This is a genomic window from Yersinia sp. 1252 StPb PI, from assembly GCF_048593885.1.
GTDB classification, from domain to species: domain Bacteria; phylum Pseudomonadota; class Gammaproteobacteria; order Enterobacterales; family Enterobacteriaceae; genus Yersinia; species Yersinia enterocolitica_E.
This window is the reverse complement of record NZ_JAZGQE010000112.1, coordinates 1-16,020: the sequence shown is the minus strand read 5'-3', so window position 1 is coordinate 16,020 and position 16,020 is coordinate 1. Positions and strand designations below refer to the sequence as shown.

Below are 16,020 nucleotides of genomic sequence, written 5' to 3'. Positions count from 1 at the left end.
AGACAATTACTGTCTGGCGATGGAGTGAATGATACAGCATTAATATTGAATGAGAATCACAAACAACTGAGCATCTAAATCAAAATATTTGATTGAGAATTTACGTTTCTTGAAGCTGATTTACTTAATGGCAGGTAAGCACAATCTCACTGCTTGACGTAAATTGACCCTTTGCGGCAATCACGACCCATAAACAGCAAGCATTGGTGTCGCCCGATAGCTGTAATTTCAGTAGAGCAGCCTGTAGAATATGTGCGTTATCATTACTTATTGACTGAAAAGGGCTTAAAAATGACGTCTGCAACTAAAACTAATAACAGTGGCCCGATATCTTCTCCGATCATTGTCGCGCTGGATTATGCCAATAAAAACGCTGCGTTAGCCTTTGCTGATCGGGTTAATCCGCAAGATTGCCGGTTAAAAGTGGGCAAGGAGATGTTTACCTTATATGGCCCTCAGTTGGTCCGTGATCTGCATGCGCGTGGTTTTGAGGTTTTCCTTGATCTGAAATTTCACGACATTCCCAACACCACCGCTAAGGCGGTGAGCGCGGCAGCTGAGCTTGGGGTGTGGATGGTCAATGTCCACGCTAGTGGTGGTGCACGCATGATGACTGCCGCCAAAGAAGCCTTATTGCCTTATGAGCACCAGGCACCCCTATTGATTGCTGTTACGGTACTTACCAGCATGGATGGCGAAGATTTACGTGATATTGGTATTAACATTAGCCCGGCAGAACATGCCGAACGGTTAGCGAAACTGACATGGGATTGCGGTTTAGATGGGGTGGTGTGTTCTGCCCATGAAGCTGTGCGCCTCAAGCAGGTTTGTGGTGCTGATTTTAAACTGGTTACCCCAGGTATTCGCCCGCAGGGCAGTGAGGCCGGTGATCAGCGCCGTATCATGACTCCTGAGCAAGCCGTCTCTGCTGGGGTGGATTATATGGTTATCGGGCGTCCGATCACCCAATCTCCTGACCCAGAAAAAACACTGAGTGAGATTCTGGCATCATTGAGCAAGGTGGCATAATGACGAATGATAATAGCCGTTTGGTGTATTCAACTGACTCGGGGCGTATCAGTGAGCCTGAGCTAAAACCTGCGCGGCCAAAAGGGGATGGTATTGTTCGTATTCAGCGCCAAACCAGTGGTCGTAAAGGAAAGGGCGTGTGCCTGATTACCGGTGTTGATGGCAGTGATGAGGTGCTGGATAAACTGGCAGCAGAATTGAAGAAGAAGTGCGGTTGCGGTGGCTCGATTAAAGACGGCATTATTGAAATTCAAGGAGATAAACGCGATCTTCTTAAGCAACTGCTCGAAGCCAAAGGGATGAAAGTCAAACTGGCGGGTGGCTGAGAATAATTTATAGTTTCATTTATCAGTTTTCCCCTAATTAATTGACGTTGCAGGTAGTCCGCCAGCAAACGAATCCCGATGAACTTACACAGGTAAGTGATTCGGGTCAGTGAGCGTAGCTAACACCCTGCAACGTCAAGTTATACCGATAACATTATTTGCTGACTTGGTGCCCGATAACCCCACCAACCGCCGCGCCACCTAATGTCCCCAGCGTACTGCCGGTCAACACCGCACCACCTACAGCACCAGCACCGGCACCGATTGCGGTATTGCGGTCACGTTTGGACATATTAGAACAAGCAGACAGGGACAAGGCCAGCGTTAGCGCCAAGGCGGCAGTGGCAAATCGTTTATTGATTATCATCATCATAATTCTCCTGACGTTGGCTAAGTACGGATAGATCAGGTCATATAGTTTGAATCTATCTATCCTGATGTATCCGTGCAAAATTGAACTTACCTAACTAAGTATAGGCGTTGTAGCAATTTTAGCCGAAGTCTCATTTTGTTAGTGTTTAGAATAAAAATCGTCGTTTAGATTTAAATTCAGAATTAATGCTAAAAACTCGTTTTGTCACCAATAGAAACCAGTATAAATATCCGCGAATCATTTAATAGGTAAATAGTCCTAATTTGATCTGATAAGACGGGGAATGAGGGATTGTCTGAGACTAAAGGCACGATTAACCCATTGTCAGTGCTAAATAAAATATGACGTTCTGCTATGTGTACCTCGCAGACTGTACTTTCCAGCCGATCTGCACGCAGTTTATAGCCATTTATCCCATACCGGTTCTTACCTGTGGCGCTGAAAATGAGAGAAATTCAGTCATTCAGGATACGACGATGCTCAACGAACTGAAGCAACAGGTACTGGCCGCCAATCTGGCGTTACCTCGCCACAATTTGGTCACATTCACTTGGGGCAATGTCAGTGCTGTCGATAGACAACATGGTTTACTGGTGATTAAGCCTTCCGGTGTGGAATATGACGTGATGACACTGGACGATATGGTGGTGGTAGAGTTGGAAACCGGCAAAGTGGTGGAGGGCAGTAAGAAGCCCTCATCGGATACTGATACTCACCGGGTGCTTTATCTTAATTTCCCGCAAATTAGCGGCATCGTTCATACCCATTCACGCCATGCAACCATTTGGGCCCAGGCTGGGCTAGATTTGCCTGCGTGGGGTACCACTCACGCAGATTACTTCTACGGCACCATTCCCTGTACCCGGTTGATGACGCAAGAAGAGATTGCTGGCCGCTATGAATGGGAAACCGGCAATGTCATCGTTGAGACATTCCATCAACGGGGCATTAAACCCGAAGATGTGCCTGCCGTTTTAGTCAATTCACACGGGCCGTTTGCCTGGGGGACCAGTGCGGATAATGCCGTACACAACGCGGTTGTGTTAGAGGAGTTGGCTTATATGGGGATTTTCTCACGCCAATTGAACCCGCAACTCGATGCTATGCAACCGCAATTATTGGATAAACACTATTTACGCAAACACGGTAAAAATGCCTATTACGGGCAATAATCGCTGTTGGGACCTCCTGTTGAGAAGCCGACAATATGGCCCGTGTTCAGTCTTGCACGGGTTTCTCCAGCCATAGCACGGAGTCAGTGATATCGAGCATTTTTGCTTCGACCTGTGCAATGGCATCATTGATACCTTGATTGTAATAATGCGCGCCCAGCTCACGACTGATGAATTCCAGTAAAAATTCCGCATCAAAATCTTCCAGCTCAATACTGAGATTCTGCTCCAGATAATCCTGAATTTTACGTGCCATCCGCTGAGTCTGTTCACGCGTGAAGGTGATGTCCGCCATTATTGCTGTTACTCCGTTATGAATGTTATTGCTCTTATTCGCTGAGGATATCAACTTGAATGCCTTGTGCCATTAATTGCTGCTGATAACCTGCGGGCAGGCGGTTATCGGTAATGACCCGGTTGATGGACGATAATGGCATCAGTGAGTTCTGATGCACCTGACCAAATTTTGATGCATCGGCCAGAATGATATTTTCAGCGCCTTTGGCTAACACACTATTAATCACATCGGCGCGTAACATATCGCGCCCGGTAAAACCGGTATCGGCCTGATAACCGTCGATACCGATAAACGCCTTGCTGAAATGCACATGGCGCAAACAAAGTTGCGTCAATGGGCCAACCATACTGTCACTTTTTTTCTGATAAATTCCGCCCAGAAGAATCACTTCACAGGAAGACTCTTTCAATTGTCTGGCGATATAACCACTCACCGTCACCAAGGTGATACCAGGGCGTTGGGCCAAATGATGCGCCAACAGGGCGTTGCTACTGCCGCTTTCGATAAATACCGTCTCACCTTCATTGACCAGTGAAGCGGCATGATTGGCCAATTTTTGCTTCATGGCAAAGTGAGTCATCATGCGAACATCGACATCGTCACTCTCAAGAGCGACGGCTGAACCATGCACTCGTTTGAGCAAACCTCTCGTCTCTAGCTGATTGAGATCCTGACGGATTGTCACCTCAGAGACCTGCGTTTCCTGCGCCAATTCACTGACACTGACACGTTGCCGGTCGTTTACCAACTGTAAAATTATTTGCTGTCTTGGGTTCATGGCATTCCCGATAATAAAGTGTGCTGAAAATTGAACCTGCCAACGTGGGTGGTAAAAGTTCGCCGGTTCACAACAACAGCATAATGATAAATAATACCTTAAATAGTGTGGATAACACCCTGTGTTACTAAGGGAAAAGTGAGGCAAGCCACAACTCTGTCTTACAACGCTATCATCGCATTTTTTGCAGTATGTAAAACACATTACTTTTGATTGAAGTTTAATTTACTTTCGAATGAAGGTATTTTGATAAAGATCACGTTATCGATTCATGATTGGTCTATGATTGCGGCTGATGATTGTTGGTAAATCCATTTGCTTAACTGGCTTATTTGTTTAACCAGTCTGGCTGCTTACATAATCCAAACCGGAGGTTCTTATGGAGCTTTATCTTGATACCGCAGATGTAGCTGCAGTAAAACGCCTGGCGCGCGTACTGCCATTACAAGGTGTCACTACCAACCCGACTATTTTGGCAAAAGCGGGCAAGCCTATCTGGGAGGTGTTACCTGCGCTGCGCGATGCTCTGGGCGGTACCGGTAAACTTTTCGCACAAGTGCTGGCCAGTGACAGTGAACTGATGGTGTCAGAGGCAATCATGCTATCAAAGCGCGTCCCCGGTTTGGTTATCAAGATCCCCGCCACCGCTGAAGGATTGGCGGCTATCAAACAATTAAAAGGGATGTCGATTCCGACATTAGGTACCGCCGTATATGGTGCCGGGCAAGGGCTGCTGTCTGCATTGGCGGGGGCTGAATATGTCGCACCCTATGTTAACCGACTGGATGCACAAGGCGGCGATGGCATTGCGATGGTCCGTGAGTTACAGCAGTTGTTAACCTTACATGCACCGGGCGCGAAAGTATTGGCGGCCAGTTTCCGTACGCCACGTCAGGTAGTAGATTGCCTGTTGGCGGGCTGTCAGTCAGTCACCATTCCGGTGGATGTGGCAGAACAACTTATCAGCGCGCCTGCGGTAAAAGCGGCAGTAGAACAATTTGAACAAGATTGGCAGGGCGCATTTGGCTCGCCAATCTTGAGCTAGTTGGTGGTGCCTGCTGTTCAAACGGAAAATAAAAACGCCCTGTGAAACATCAACAGGGCGTGACAATGTCACTTTTTGATTCAGCTTGCTAGCTTAACAAGGGCATTTCCCCAGTTTACCGGCCTCACTGGGGAAGCGGGCATCCAGACAGTAACGGTGGAATTCCCGTTCGGTCATCGGTGTGGTGTCAGGATGATGTCGGCGCATATGATTAACATAATTGCCGTAATCCTGTACTCCCACCATCAGTCGAAAGCTTTGTGCCACGCGGTGTGCGATAAGGCGCAACCAAGCCCGCAGATGAGTCGGGCGGACCGCCACAGAAACCAACGGTATACAACGCGTAATCTGGCGCGGCGTGGTTACTAACCCTGTTCGGGTACGAAACGGTATGCCTGCATTAGCCACGAGCAACCTCCTCACGGAAGACAATTTCAGTCTCATGGGTGGTCGGTTTGCTGGATTTCAGCGCACGACGGACCACAAAGAAAGATGAAATCAGCATGGTCACTGCCACCAGCATAAAGAAGGCACATAAGGCGGCATTGATCTGGTTATTGAACACAATAGTTTCCATGTCTTTAATGCTCTTGGCGGGAGCAATCAGAACGCCTTGCTCAACACCGGCAGAGAATTTCTTCGCTTGAGCCAGGAAACCAATACTCGGTTTTTCATGGAAAATCTTCTGCCAGCCTGCGGTCATTGAGGTAATAAACAGCCAAATTGTTGGCAGGATGGTTACCCAAGCATAGCGTTGCTTCTTCATTTTAAACAGGACGACAGTCCCTAAAATCAGCGCCATCGATGCCAGCATCTGGTTACCGATACCGAACAGTGGCCACAAGGTATTGATCCCCCCTAATGGGTCAACCACACCTTGATAAACAAAGAAGCCCCAGCAGGCGACCGCCACTGTGGTGCCGGACAAGTTACCCAACCATGAGCGGTTATTTGCCAGGCTCGGCACTACGACACCCACCAAATCCTGCACCATAAAGCGACAGGCACGGGTACCAGCATCCACGGCGGTCAGAATAAACATGGCTTCAAATAGAATGGCAAAGTGATACCAGAAGGCCATCATATTGCGGCTGTTAAATATCTCACTGATAATATGCGCCATCCCAACGGCGAAAGTGGGGGCACCACCCGCACGGGATAAAATGGAGTTCTCGCCAACATCTTTGGCAATCATGGCCAGGGTTTCAGGTGTGACTACAAATCCCCAACTGCTAATGGCCAAAGAGGCGCTTTCTACTGTGGTGCCAATCAACGCTGCCGGAGAGTTCATGGCGAAATAGACACCGGGATCGATAACCGAGGCACAAATTAGCGCCATGATGGCGACAAAGGATTCCATCAGCATCGCGCCATAGCCGATAAAGCGGGTGTGACTTTCACGCTCAATCAGTTTTGGTGTAGTGCCACTGGCAACCAAGGCGTGGAAGCCCGAAATAGCCCCGCAAGCGATGGTAATAAACAGGAACGGGAACAGGCTACCGGAGAATACCGGGCCGCTGCCATCAATAAAACGTGTGACGGCAGGCATTTTCATTTCAGGCATGGCAAAGACAATACCGACGGCCAAACCAATAATGACGCCGATCTTCAGGAAGGTCGACAGATAGTCCCGTGGTGCCAACAACAACCACACCGGCAGCACTGAGGCGATAAAACCATAGATAACCAGCACCCAGGTCAGGGTGGTGCCGTGTAAAGTAAAGAATGGTCCCCAATAAGGGTGAGCCGCGATATTGCCGCCGTAAATAATTGCGGACATCATCAGTACGAAACCAATTAAGGAGACTTCCGCGATTTTCCCCGGGCGGATAAAGCGCATATAAACGCCCATAAACAGTGCTATCGGGATAGTCGCTGCAATGGTGAACAGGCCCCATGGGCTGTCAGCCAAGGCTTTAACCACCACTAATGCTAGCGCGGACAAGATGATAATCATCACCCCCAGCGCGCCCAGCATAGTGATAACCCCGGCAAAAGCGCCCAACTCTTGTTTTGCCATCTCCCCCAGAGAGCGACCATCGCGACGGGTAGAGATAAACAGGATCAAGAAGTCCTGTACCGCACCGGCCATCATTACCCCGACCAAAATCCAGATAGTCCCCGGCAAGAAGCCCATCTGTGCGGCCAGAATTGGCCCAACCAATGGCCCGGCACCGGCAATCGCCGCAAAGTGGTGACCGAATAGTACCCATTTATTGGTCGGGACATAATCCAGGCCGTCATTGCGCCGCTCAGCAGGTGTCAGGCGACGGTCATCCAACTCAAACACATTCTTGGCAATAAATAGGCTGTAAAAGCGGTAAGCGATGCTGTAACACGCCACTGAGGCGATCACCAACCAGATGGCATTGACATGCTCACCGCGGCTGAGTGCCAGCATAGCAAAGGCAAATGCACCAATTAACGCCACGGTCAGCCATATGACGACAGTCTTGACGTTCTTCATGGGTAACGACTCCTTGTTATGAGGAAAATTTAACAGTTATCAGCACCGGTTTTGGAAAAAAGAGACAAACCGTTAGTTAACATAGGAGCTTTAATGTGAAAGAAAAGGTGCGAAAGTGAAAAGTGTGATCAATAAATTATTTTAACGTAACGTTCAGTAGTATTTGCTTACATTTTGTGACGCTGACAGCGCTAAATTGGAGGGGAACATCAAGTGGGATTGAAGGGGGGCAATTGAAAAAGCCGTGGGATGTGGAGTATCACCACGGCTTAATGTGTTTTTTCTAAATATCAAACCACCGGGCGGGCCACCACATTGCGAGTTTCCATGCGAACCTCGGCAATGCGCACTTCGATTTTATCGCTTTGGCTATAAACCGTTTCACCTTTAATTTGCACGGTACCTGTTTCCTGACTGCATACCATCTCATCACGTACTGCATGAATAAACGGTGCAGGGATAAAGGCCACGGCGCCATTATCCAGCAAACGAACACGCAGACCACCACGGGTAACATCAATAATTTCCGCAGCGAAACGGGTATCAGTACCAGCTTGAGGCTGTAGATAACGGGCATACAACCAGTCACCGACATCGCGTTCGGCCATGCGATTCAGACGACGGCGCTCAGCCAATTGAATCGTTATCTCGTCTTGTGGTTTCTCCGCTTGCTGGCCGGTAATAATGGCTTTGAGCAGGCGATGATTGACCATATCACCGTATTTACGAATAGGTGACGTCCAGGTGGCATAGGCCTCTAACCCCAAACCAAAGTGTGGGCCAGGAACGGTACTGATTTCAGCAAAGGTCTGGAAGCGGCGGATACGGCTGTCGAGGAACTGGGTTGGCAACGCATCAAGATGACGGCGCAACTCACAGAAGCCTGGTAGGGTCAGTAGAGCCTGTGGGTCAGCCGCGACACCATTGGCCTGCAACACGGTCGCTGCCTGTTCAACCAATGCCGGATCAAAACCGGTATGTACGTTATAAATGCCAAAGCCCAAATTATCGCGCAAAGCAATAGCAGCACAGACGTTGGCGGCAATCATGCACTCTTCAACAATACGGTTAGCAATACGGCGGTGCTCAACAATGATATCCAGCACCTCGCCTTTTTCACCCAATAGGAAGCGGTAATCTGGACGGTCTTTAAACACCAGGGCATGTTCTTGACGCCAGTTGCTACGCGCCTCGCACACCCGTTTCAGCAATAGAATTTGCTCGGCAATATCCGCATCCGGTGGCTGCCAACCGGTGTTGCCGTCCAGCCAGTCAGAAACCTCGTCATAAACCAGTTTGGCTTTGGACTCGACCCAGGCGGCAGAGAAACGAATATCATCACTCAGCGCGCCATCAGCGGCGATAGTCACACGGCACACCAATACCGGGCGGCGCTCATTTGGCCGCAATGAGCAGAGGTTGTCAGACAAGTGGCGTGGCAGCATCGGAATGTTGAAGCCAGGCAGATAGTTAGTAAATGCACGTTTACGGGCGATTAAATCCAACTCACTGTTTTCATCGACATAGGCGGTTGGATCAGCAATGGCAATGGTCAACAACAGGGAACCGTCACCGTTGTCTTCCACATACAGCGCATCATCCATATCTTCGGTGCTGTTGCTGTCGATAGTAACAAAATGGAGCGCCGTCAGGTCTTCGCGTACTAAGGTGCTATCATGCAAGGCAGATTCAACCATAACCGGGGCTTCACGCTCCAGATTATGGCGAGCTAATGTTACCCACCAAGGCACGAAATGATCTTCACCATTAGTAATAAATGCCGTCAAATCAGCATTAAAAGCACGATCGCCTTTTAATGGGTGACGGCGCATTTCAGCCACCGCCCAATCACCGTTCTGGAAGTCGTGGGTTAACTCACGGGCTGGACGACATTGGATGGCATCACGCAGCAGCGGGTGGTCAGGCACGATAGACAGACGATCATCTTTTCGTTGGACGCGACCGACAAAGCGGGATAAAAATGGCTCGACCAATGTTTCTGGCTCAGCAATTTCACGATCTTTATCCGTGTGCAAGGTGGCAATAATCCGATCGCCGTGCATGACTTTCTTCATCTGTGGCGGCGGAATAAAATAACTTTTCTGCCCATCTACCTCAAGAAAGCCAAAGCCTTTCTCAGTACCTTTAACCACGCCTTCAACGCGCGGGGTCTGAGTGTGAAGTTGCTGTTTTAGCTGCGCCAGCAGCGGGTTATCTTGAAACATATCGTCCAGTGAATGGTGTAGTGAGTGGGTTTAATCCGGCTGACAGTTTTACGCGAATCAGCCCCATCGGGCAAGCGGCATATCACGTTGGAGGGGAATTCCTTGTTAAAGGTATGGGCATATCCGCTGCCCATGATTGCCAGCCCTGGCAACAGCCAGAGGGCCGGCTTTAGCTAACAAACTCAGGCAATGCGCTGTGACAATGGTGGTTGCCAGCGTCGAATGGTCACTGGCACTGATTTTGACGTTGGGGTGTGGGTTTGATCACCAAAGCTGGATAAGGGCACCAGTGGGTTGGTTTCAGGATAGTATGCGGCGAGATTACCGCGCGGGATATCATAGCTCACTAACTTGAATCCACTGACTTTACGAGTAATCCCATCATTCCATAAGGTTTCTATTTCCACTAGCACGCCATCTTCTAAAGCCAACGCGGCCAAATCTTGTGGATTAATGAACAAAACTTCTCGCTGACCATAGACACCCCGGTAGCGATCGTCGAGACCATAAATGGTGGTGTTATATTGATCATGAGAGCGCAATGTTTGTAACACAAACGGGGCCGCCCCCCCTGCAATCGGCGGGAATAGACTCTCTGGTAGGGGTGCGGCGCAAAATTCAGCTTTACCACTTGGGGTAGCAAAACGCATTTCAGCGGCGGCGCTACCCAGATAGAAACCACCGGGTTGATCACAACGCGTGTTGAAATTATCAAAGCCCGGTACGGTGGCGGCAATATGGTCACGGATCAGATTGTAGTCAGCGGCTAATGCCAGCCAGTCCAACTTTGCACCATTAACCTTTTTGTTAGCGAAAACCGCATTGGCGATGCCACAAACAATGGCGGTTTCGGCGTGCTGGGTATCCGCCAGCGGCTTCCCGACCCCTTCAGATGCGTGCACCATACTGAAAGAATCTTCTACCGTAATGAATTGTGAACCACTGGCTTGCATATCGCGCTCGGTGCGGCCCAGTGTCGGCAAAATCAAGGCATCAGTGCCGGTAATCAGGTGACTACGATTTAGCTTGGTACTGATATGAACGGTCAACTCGCAACTGCGTAATGCTTGTGCGGTGCGCTCAGTATCCGGTGCCGCCGCCGCCAAATTCCCGCCAAGGGCAATCAGCACTTTTACTTCACCGCGCAACATCGCTTCGAGAGCTTCCACGGTGTTATGACCCGCACTTTGTGGTGGGGTGAAACCAAAATGGTCGGCCAAACGATCCAGCATGGCTTTTGCGGGTTTTTCATCAATGCCCATCGTGCGATTACCTTGCACGTTACTGTGACCACGTACCGGACATAACCCCGCGCCGGGCTTGCCTAACTGACCAAACAACAGTTGGAGATTAGCCAGTTCCCGCACCGTTATCACTGAATGTTTATGCTGAGTGATCCCCATCGCCCAGGTGATGATAACGCGCTCGGCATGTTGATAAATATCAGCGGCATAGCGAATTTGCTCTTCACTCAGGCCCGACTGTTGGGTGATCTGCGCCCAACAGGTGTTATCAACGGCCGCCAGATACGCGGCTATACCTTGTGTATGTACCGCAATAAAGGCTTGATCAAACAAACCTGATTCCCCTTGCGCCAATTGATGGCGATGGGTTTCCAATAAGGCTTTTACCATGCCGCGCACCGCCGCCATATCACCACCTAAATTAGGTTGAAAATAAGCAGAACTAATAGGGGAGGATTTTGGTGTCAGCATTTCAAGAGGATTTTGCGGATCGGCGAAACGCTCCAAACCGCGTTCACGCAAGGTATTGAAGCTAACAATACGTGCACCGCGATCTTTGGCATGACGGAGGCTGTGTAGCATGCGGGGGTGGTTAGTCCCCGGGTTTTGTCCAAAAACAAAAATAGCATCGGCCAGTTCGAAGTCCTGCATCTGAATGGTACCTTTACCAACGCCGATACTCTGCTTTAATCCGGTACCACTGGCTTCATGGCACATGTTTGAGCAGTCCGGGAAGTTATTGGTCCCCAACATGCGGCCAAATAATTGATAAAGGTAAGAGGCTTCATTGCTGGCACGCCCGGAGGTATATAGCTCCAACTGATCGGGGTTATCCAATCCATTAATATGCTGAGCGATCAACGCCAAAGCATCTTCCCAACTGATGGGTTGGTAGCGGTCAGTTTGTGGGTTATAACGCATCGGATGGGTGAGCCGCCCCTGGTACTCAAGGAAGTAGTCACTCTGCTGGCGCAATGTGGTCAGACTGTGTTCGGCAAAGAATTGGGGTTCCACCGCTTTGCGGGTCGCTTCCCAACTGACCGCTTTAGCGCCATTTTCGCAAAAACTGAAGGTGCTGTGATTATCGTCGCCCCAGGCACAACCGGGGCAGTCAAAACCTTTTACCTGATTGACCCGCAACAAATTGCGAATATTTTTCAACGCTTGCTTGCTGTCCAGGACAAAGCGGGTGGTTGCTTCGAGAGAACCCCAGCCGCCAGCCGCGCCGGTATAGGGTTTTATTGCTGATTTAAATTTCATAATGATACGCCGCAGGTGTCTTTTTTGTTTCAAGCAGGTAACAAAATCATTAACTGTTTGAGTCTGTTTTGTCACAAGTTTAGTGGCGCGGCGGTATGACGTCTAATCGAATACCGCAATCGCGGCATAGAGGGGATTTATCGTGGTTGATAACATGCGGTGAGACGCGCCAGAAGTGTATCGCGCTCACTGCATAGAGTGGCCGCGCGATGTACCAGCATTCTTATCGTCGGCCGGTGCTCACCGCCACAGGTATTTACTGAGCGTGGTCAGTGGATTAATGCTCGGGGTAGACCTTCTCTTTAAACTCACACAAGTCTTCAATAATGCACGAACCACAGCGCGGTTTACGGGCAATACAGGTATAGCGACCATGCAGGATCAACCAGTGGTGGCAATCAAGCTTAAATTCAGCCGGAACCACCTTGAGTAGCTTGGCTTCAACCTGATCTACATTGCTACCGGGAGCAAAGCCAGTGCGATTACAGACACGGAATATATGGGTATCTACCGCGATGGTGGGCCAACCAAAGGCGGTGTTCAACACCACATTGGCCGTTTTACGCCCCACACCGGGCAGCGCTTCGAGTGCTGCTCTGTCTTCAGGCACCTCGCCATTATGTTTTTCCAGCAAAATACGGCAGGTTTTAATCACATTTTCAGCTTTGGTATTAAACAGGCCGATGGTCTTGATGTATGCCTTCAGGCCATCCACACCCAGGTCAAGCAGGGCTTGCGGGGTATTAGCCACCGGATAAAGTTTGGCAGTGGCTTTATTGACGCTGACATCGGTGGCTTGTGCCGAGAGCAACACCGAAATAAGCAGTTCAAAAGGTGAGGTGTAGACCAGTTCAGTGGTTGGATGTGGATTGTTGTCCCGCAGACGGGTCAGAATCGCGACACGTTTTTCTTTATTCATAAGGCTTTCCCGGCATCTCCATCCTGAAGTTGCGGCGCAGTTGCTACTACTTGTGCTTTGCGCGCTTTTATTTTTTCGTCAATGACATATTTACCGGCCAGCAGTAATCCCAAACCAATAAAGGCACCTGGTGGCAGCATTGCCAGCAGGAAAGGGCTATCCAGATGCAGAATTTCGATACGCAGCACTTTTGCCCAGTTGCCTAACAGCATATCTGCGCCATCAAACAACGTACCGTTACCCAGGATTTCACGCAGTGATCCCAGAACAAATAACGCGCTGGTTGCCCCTAGCCCCATAGCCAGGCCATCGAGTGCCGATAACCCCACCGGGTTCTTGGCCGCGTAAGCTTCCGCCCGGCCAATCACAATGCAGTTAGTCACAATCAATGGAATAAATATCCCGAGGGATTGATATAACCCAAAGGCATAAGCGTTAATCAGCATTTGCACGGTACTGACCACGGAAGCAATGATCATCACATAGATTGGAATACGAATTTCATTTGGCACCCAGCGGCGCAAAGCCGATACCGCGGTATTGGTACATACCAATACCAGCGTGGTAGCTAATCCCAAACCGAGGGCATTGGTGGCGGTAGAGGAGACCGCCAACAACGGACATAGCCCCAGTAGCTGCACTAGCGCTGAGTTATTCTTCCATAACCCCTGCGCTAACAGATTTTTTGCTTCACTCATTGCCGTTCTCCACAGACTGGCAGGCTATCAAGCCTTGCTGGCAAGGTTTCCAAATACAGCGTGGTGCTTTTCACCGCCCGCACCACCGCTCTTGGGGTAATGGTGGCGCCGGTAAATTGATCAAAGGTACCGCCATCTTTTTTTACGGCCCAGCGTTTGTCTTGTTCACTTGCTACATGTTGGCCACTGAAATAGCTAATCCAGTCAGAGATTCTAATATCAATTTTATCACCGAGACCGGGGGTTTCGTGATGTTCTATCACCCGACTGCCCAGCACATTACCGTGGAAATCTGCACCGACTAACAGTTGGATAGCACCGGAATAACCATCGGGAGCGGTGGTTTCAATCGCGGCAGCCACGGGTTTATTCGCCAACCGGGCCAGATACAAGCGATGAGGTGACAGGTTACCCAACGCGGCATCAGTGACAACGTAACATTCAGCTTGCATATCGTTGTCATAATTTTCAGCCGGAACAACCTGATCCAGCAACGCTTTTTGTTGCAAAGCGGCCTGATGGGCGATGGTTGACTCTGTCAGTGAGTTAACCACCGCCGTCAATCCGGTAGCACCGGCGGCAAACAGCGCCAAAGTAATGCCGTGACGCTTCATGGTTTTTAGCATAACGGCTCCTTATTTACCGGCACGGTTGTGACCATAAACCCGAGGCTGGGTATAGTGGTCAATCAGTGGAACAGTAATATTGGCCAGCAGTACGGCAAAGGCAACCCCGTCAGGATAGCCACCATACACCCGAATTAACCACACCAGAATACCGATTAATGCACCGAAAATCAGGCGGCCACGGGGCGTGGTGGAGGCACTGACCGGATCGGTGGCAATAAAGAACGCCCCCAACATGGTGGCACCGGAAAACAGGTGCAACATCGGCGGGGCAAAACTTTGCGGGGCAACAATCCAACTGATTGCGGCACAGCCAGCCAGCGCCAACAAGAAACTGACCGGAATGTGCCAATGAATCGCTTTACGCCACAGCAGCAATAAGCCGCCCGCCAGAAAACCGAGATTGATCCATTGCCAGCCGACCCCCGCCAGCGTTGCGGCAAAAATGGGCTGTTGCAGAATTTTTGCCACGGGTTGTGAGCGTAGGGCGGTTTTAAAGCTATCAAGCGGTGTGGCCTGACTGACACCGTCATAACTCATCTGGAGTTGATGAATATCAGCGCCACTGTGGGTATATCCGGTAAAGATAGTTAAAAGAGAGTCATAAAACCCCACCGGTGTAGCTTGTAATGGCAGCGGTGGTAACCAACTGGTCATTTGTACCGGGAATGAAATAAGCAGAACAACATAACCCACCATGGCCGGGTTGAACGGATTTTGTCCCAAGCCACCATACAGTTGTTTAGCAATGACGATAGCAAACAGCGTACCCAACACAATCATCCACCAAGGGGCCAATGGGGGCAGGCTTATCCCCAGAAGCAGGCCGGTGAGCAGGGCGGAGTTATCTTGTAACCGCATCAATACGGGCTGTTTGCGTAACTGCAAAACGGCCCCTTCGGCTAGCATGGCGGTAACCATTGCCAGTGCTACCTGAATCAGGTTGCCATAACCAAAGAAGTAGGTCTGAGCAATAATGCCCGGAATGCAGGCCAGAATCACCAGCAGCATGATGCTACGGGTACTACGTTGATTGTGCGTAAAAGGGGAACTGGCTATTTGCAACCCTTGGTTCTGGGTCGATGCTGCTGGCCTGAATTTCATGAAATTACAACCATATGTCGAATGCTTAACAGAGTTCTTAAACGCAGTTATCGCGCTGGCAAGTCAATACTTGCGGGCATCGATACACTCAGCCGTCAGGGGGATAATATTTGTGCCGCATTCTACCCTATTCAGACAAAGTGTAATACGCCTTAATCATAGGGTTATTATCCATAATGCGTTGAAATATTAAGTAAGCTGTAGCATTTAATAAACCAGGCTAATCTAAAAATTTAACTTGCAATTTATATCGCGATGGTAACAAACATATAGCAAGAACGGGTTTTTGCGCGGCTTGAGGGTATTAGGCTTTGGTCTCAGATAAATAGATTTAACTCTTTGTTTTAATGGGTTTGTTTTTGTTTTATCTGTAGCTAATCAACTGTAAGTTAACGATTTATTAACTTGTGAAATTAGATTTGAGAAAAGCGTTGGCATAATGATAGATTAATGTAG

At 49.4% G+C, this 16,020-nt stretch carries 15 protein-coding genes; 4 read left to right on the top strand and 11 right to left on the bottom strand.

What is annotated here, in order from left to right:
- Nucleotides 1-291 precede the first annotated feature (291 nt).
- Both pyrF and yciH read left to right on the top strand, forming a co-directional pair.
- On the top strand, nt 292-1,029 hold the full coding sequence (gene pyrF / locus V2A85_RS15670; RefSeq protein WP_372558983.1) for an orotidine-5'-phosphate decarboxylase: 738 nt from the start codon (nt 292-294) through the stop codon (nt 1,027-1,029).
- The gene (yciH, locus tag V2A85_RS15665) at nt 1,029-1,355 is read left to right on the top strand and encodes a stress response translation initiation inhibitor YciH (RefSeq protein ID WP_372558984.1); all 327 of its coding nucleotides are present in this window, start codon (nt 1,029-1,031) and stop codon (nt 1,353-1,355) included. Before pyrF ends, yciH begins: the two co-directional genes overlap by 1 nt.
- Nucleotides 1,356-1,509: 154 nt before the next feature.
- Here yciH and osmB read toward each other — a convergent pair whose 3' ends face one another.
- Complete coding sequence (gene osmB, locus V2A85_RS15660) at nt 1,510-1,725, bottom strand: osmotically-inducible lipoprotein OsmB (protein ID WP_083158894.1); 216 nt, start codon at nt 1,723-1,725, stop codon at nt 1,510-1,512.
- Nucleotides 1,726-2,204: 479 nt separating this feature from the next.
- On the opposite strand from osmB, the gene araD reads away from it, so the two are divergent.
- Nucleotides 2,205-2,900 (top strand): L-ribulose-5-phosphate 4-epimerase, encoded by a 696-nt coding sequence (gene araD / locus V2A85_RS15655; protein WP_372558985.1) that lies wholly within the window; start codon nt 2,205-2,207, stop codon nt 2,898-2,900.
- Nucleotides 2,901-2,946: 46 nt separating this feature from the next.
- Here araD and V2A85_RS15650 read toward each other — a convergent pair whose 3' ends face one another.
- Together V2A85_RS15650 and V2A85_RS15645 are read right to left on the bottom strand one after the other, a co-directional pair.
- Nucleotides 2,947-3,195, bottom strand: a complete 249-nt coding sequence (locus V2A85_RS15650; protein WP_005191610.1) for a DUF2164 domain-containing protein — start codon at nt 3,193-3,195, stop codon at nt 2,947-2,949.
- A gap of 34 nt (nt 3,196-3,229) precedes the next feature.
- The gene (locus V2A85_RS15645; protein WP_372558986.1) at nt 3,230-3,976 is read right to left on the bottom strand and encodes a DNA-binding transcriptional regulator YciT; all 747 of its coding nucleotides are present in this window, start codon (nt 3,974-3,976) and stop codon (nt 3,230-3,232) included.
- A gap of 379 nt (nt 3,977-4,355) precedes the next feature.
- On the opposite strand from V2A85_RS15645, the gene fsa reads away from it, so the two are divergent.
- Nucleotides 4,356-5,021 carry a fructose-6-phosphate aldolase gene (gene fsa, locus V2A85_RS15640; protein ID WP_083158891.1) on the top strand — a complete coding sequence of 222 codons (666 nt, stop codon included), beginning with the start codon at nt 4,356-4,358 and terminating at the stop codon, nt 5,019-5,021.
- 93 nt (nt 5,022-5,114) lie between these two features.
- Here the strand turns inward: fsa and V2A85_RS15635 are convergent, their stop codons facing one another.
- The 8 genes from V2A85_RS15635 to rsxD all read right to left on the bottom strand — a co-directional run bounded on the left by V2A85_RS15635 (nt 5,115) and on the right by rsxD (nt 15,564).
- Entirely contained in the window at nt 5,115-5,429 is a 315-nt protein-coding gene (locus V2A85_RS15635; protein ID WP_372558987.1) for a CstA-like transporter-associated (seleno)protein, read from the bottom strand.
- Nucleotides 5,422-7,488 carry a carbon starvation CstA family protein gene (locus tag V2A85_RS15630; RefSeq protein WP_083158889.1) on the bottom strand — a complete coding sequence of 689 codons (2,067 nt, stop codon included), beginning with the start codon at nt 7,486-7,488 and terminating at the stop codon, nt 5,422-5,424. The genes V2A85_RS15635 and V2A85_RS15630 overlap by 8 nt, the downstream gene beginning before the upstream one ends.
- 290 nt (nt 7,489-7,778) lie before the next feature.
- Nucleotides 7,779-9,713, bottom strand: a complete 1,935-nt coding sequence (locus V2A85_RS15625; RefSeq protein ID WP_372558989.1) for an exoribonuclease II — start codon at nt 9,711-9,713, stop codon at nt 7,779-7,781.
- Nucleotides 9,714-9,895: 182 nt separating this feature from the next.
- A complete protein-coding gene (locus V2A85_RS15620; RefSeq protein WP_372558990.1) occupies nt 9,896-12,217 on the bottom strand; it encodes an FdhF/YdeP family oxidoreductase in 2,322 nt (773 codons plus the stop codon).
- 277 nt (nt 12,218-12,494) lie between these two features.
- Nucleotides 12,495-13,136: an endonuclease III gene (nth, locus tag V2A85_RS15615; protein WP_372558991.1), complete on the bottom strand. Its 642-nt coding sequence runs from the start codon at nt 13,134-13,136 to the stop codon at nt 12,495-12,497.
- Nucleotides 13,133-13,834 (bottom strand): electron transport complex subunit E, encoded by a 702-nt coding sequence (locus V2A85_RS15610; RefSeq protein ID WP_083158885.1) that lies wholly within the window; start codon nt 13,832-13,834, stop codon nt 13,133-13,135. Before V2A85_RS15610 ends, nth begins: the two co-directional genes overlap by 4 nt.
- The gene (rsxG, locus tag V2A85_RS15605; RefSeq protein ID WP_372558992.1) at nt 13,831-14,460 is read right to left on the bottom strand and encodes an electron transport complex subunit RsxG; all 630 of its coding nucleotides are present in this window, start codon (nt 14,458-14,460) and stop codon (nt 13,831-13,833) included. Before rsxG ends, V2A85_RS15610 begins: the two co-directional genes overlap by 4 nt.
- 9 nt (nt 14,461-14,469) lie before the next feature.
- The gene (gene rsxD / locus V2A85_RS15600) at nt 14,470-15,564 is read right to left on the bottom strand and encodes an electron transport complex subunit RsxD (protein WP_372558993.1); all 1,095 of its coding nucleotides are present in this window, start codon (nt 15,562-15,564) and stop codon (nt 14,470-14,472) included.
- Nucleotides 15,565-16,020 lie beyond the last annotated feature (456 nt).

Bases quoted from the DNA above. Each gene is read 5' to 3' on its own strand.
- nth (WP_372558991.1), bottom strand. From the start codon at position 13,136: ATGAATAAAGAAAAACGTGTCGCGATTCTGACCCGTCTGCGGGACAAC.
- V2A85_RS15620 (WP_372558990.1), bottom strand. From the start codon at position 12,217: ATGAAATTTAAATCAGCAATAAAACCCTATACCGGCGCGGCTGGCGGC.
- osmB (WP_083158894.1), bottom strand. From the start codon at position 1,725: ATGATGATAATCAATAAACGATTTGCCACTGCCGCCTTGGCGCTAACG.
- V2A85_RS15630 (WP_083158889.1), bottom strand. From the start codon at position 7,488: ATGAAGAACGTCAAGACTGTCGTCATATGGCTGACCGTGGCGTTAATT.
- araD (WP_372558985.1), top strand. From the start codon at position 2,205: ATGCTCAACGAACTGAAGCAACAGGTACTGGCCGCCAATCTGGCGTTA.
- yciH (WP_372558984.1), top strand. From the start codon at position 1,029: ATGACGAATGATAATAGCCGTTTGGTGTATTCAACTGACTCGGGGCGT.
- fsa (WP_083158891.1), top strand. From the start codon at position 4,356: ATGGAGCTTTATCTTGATACCGCAGATGTAGCTGCAGTAAAACGCCTG.
- rsxD (WP_372558993.1), bottom strand. From the start codon at position 15,564: ATGAAATTCAGGCCAGCAGCATCGACCCAGAACCAAGGGTTGCAAATA.
- V2A85_RS15610 (WP_083158885.1), bottom strand. From the start codon at position 13,834: ATGAGTGAAGCAAAAAATCTGTTAGCGCAGGGGTTATGGAAGAATAAC.
- rsxG (WP_372558992.1), bottom strand. From the start codon at position 14,460: ATGCTAAAAACCATGAAGCGTCACGGCATTACTTTGGCGCTGTTTGCC.
- pyrF (WP_372558983.1), top strand. From the start codon at position 292: ATGACGTCTGCAACTAAAACTAATAACAGTGGCCCGATATCTTCTCCG.
- V2A85_RS15625 (WP_372558989.1), bottom strand. From the start codon at position 9,713: ATGTTTCAAGATAACCCGCTGCTGGCGCAGCTAAAACAGCAACTTCAC.
- V2A85_RS15645 (WP_372558986.1), bottom strand. From the start codon at position 3,976: ATGAACCCAAGACAGCAAATAATTTTACAGTTGGTAAACGACCGGCAA.
- V2A85_RS15650 (WP_005191610.1), bottom strand. From the start codon at position 3,195: ATGGCGGACATCACCTTCACGCGTGAACAGACTCAGCGGATGGCACGT.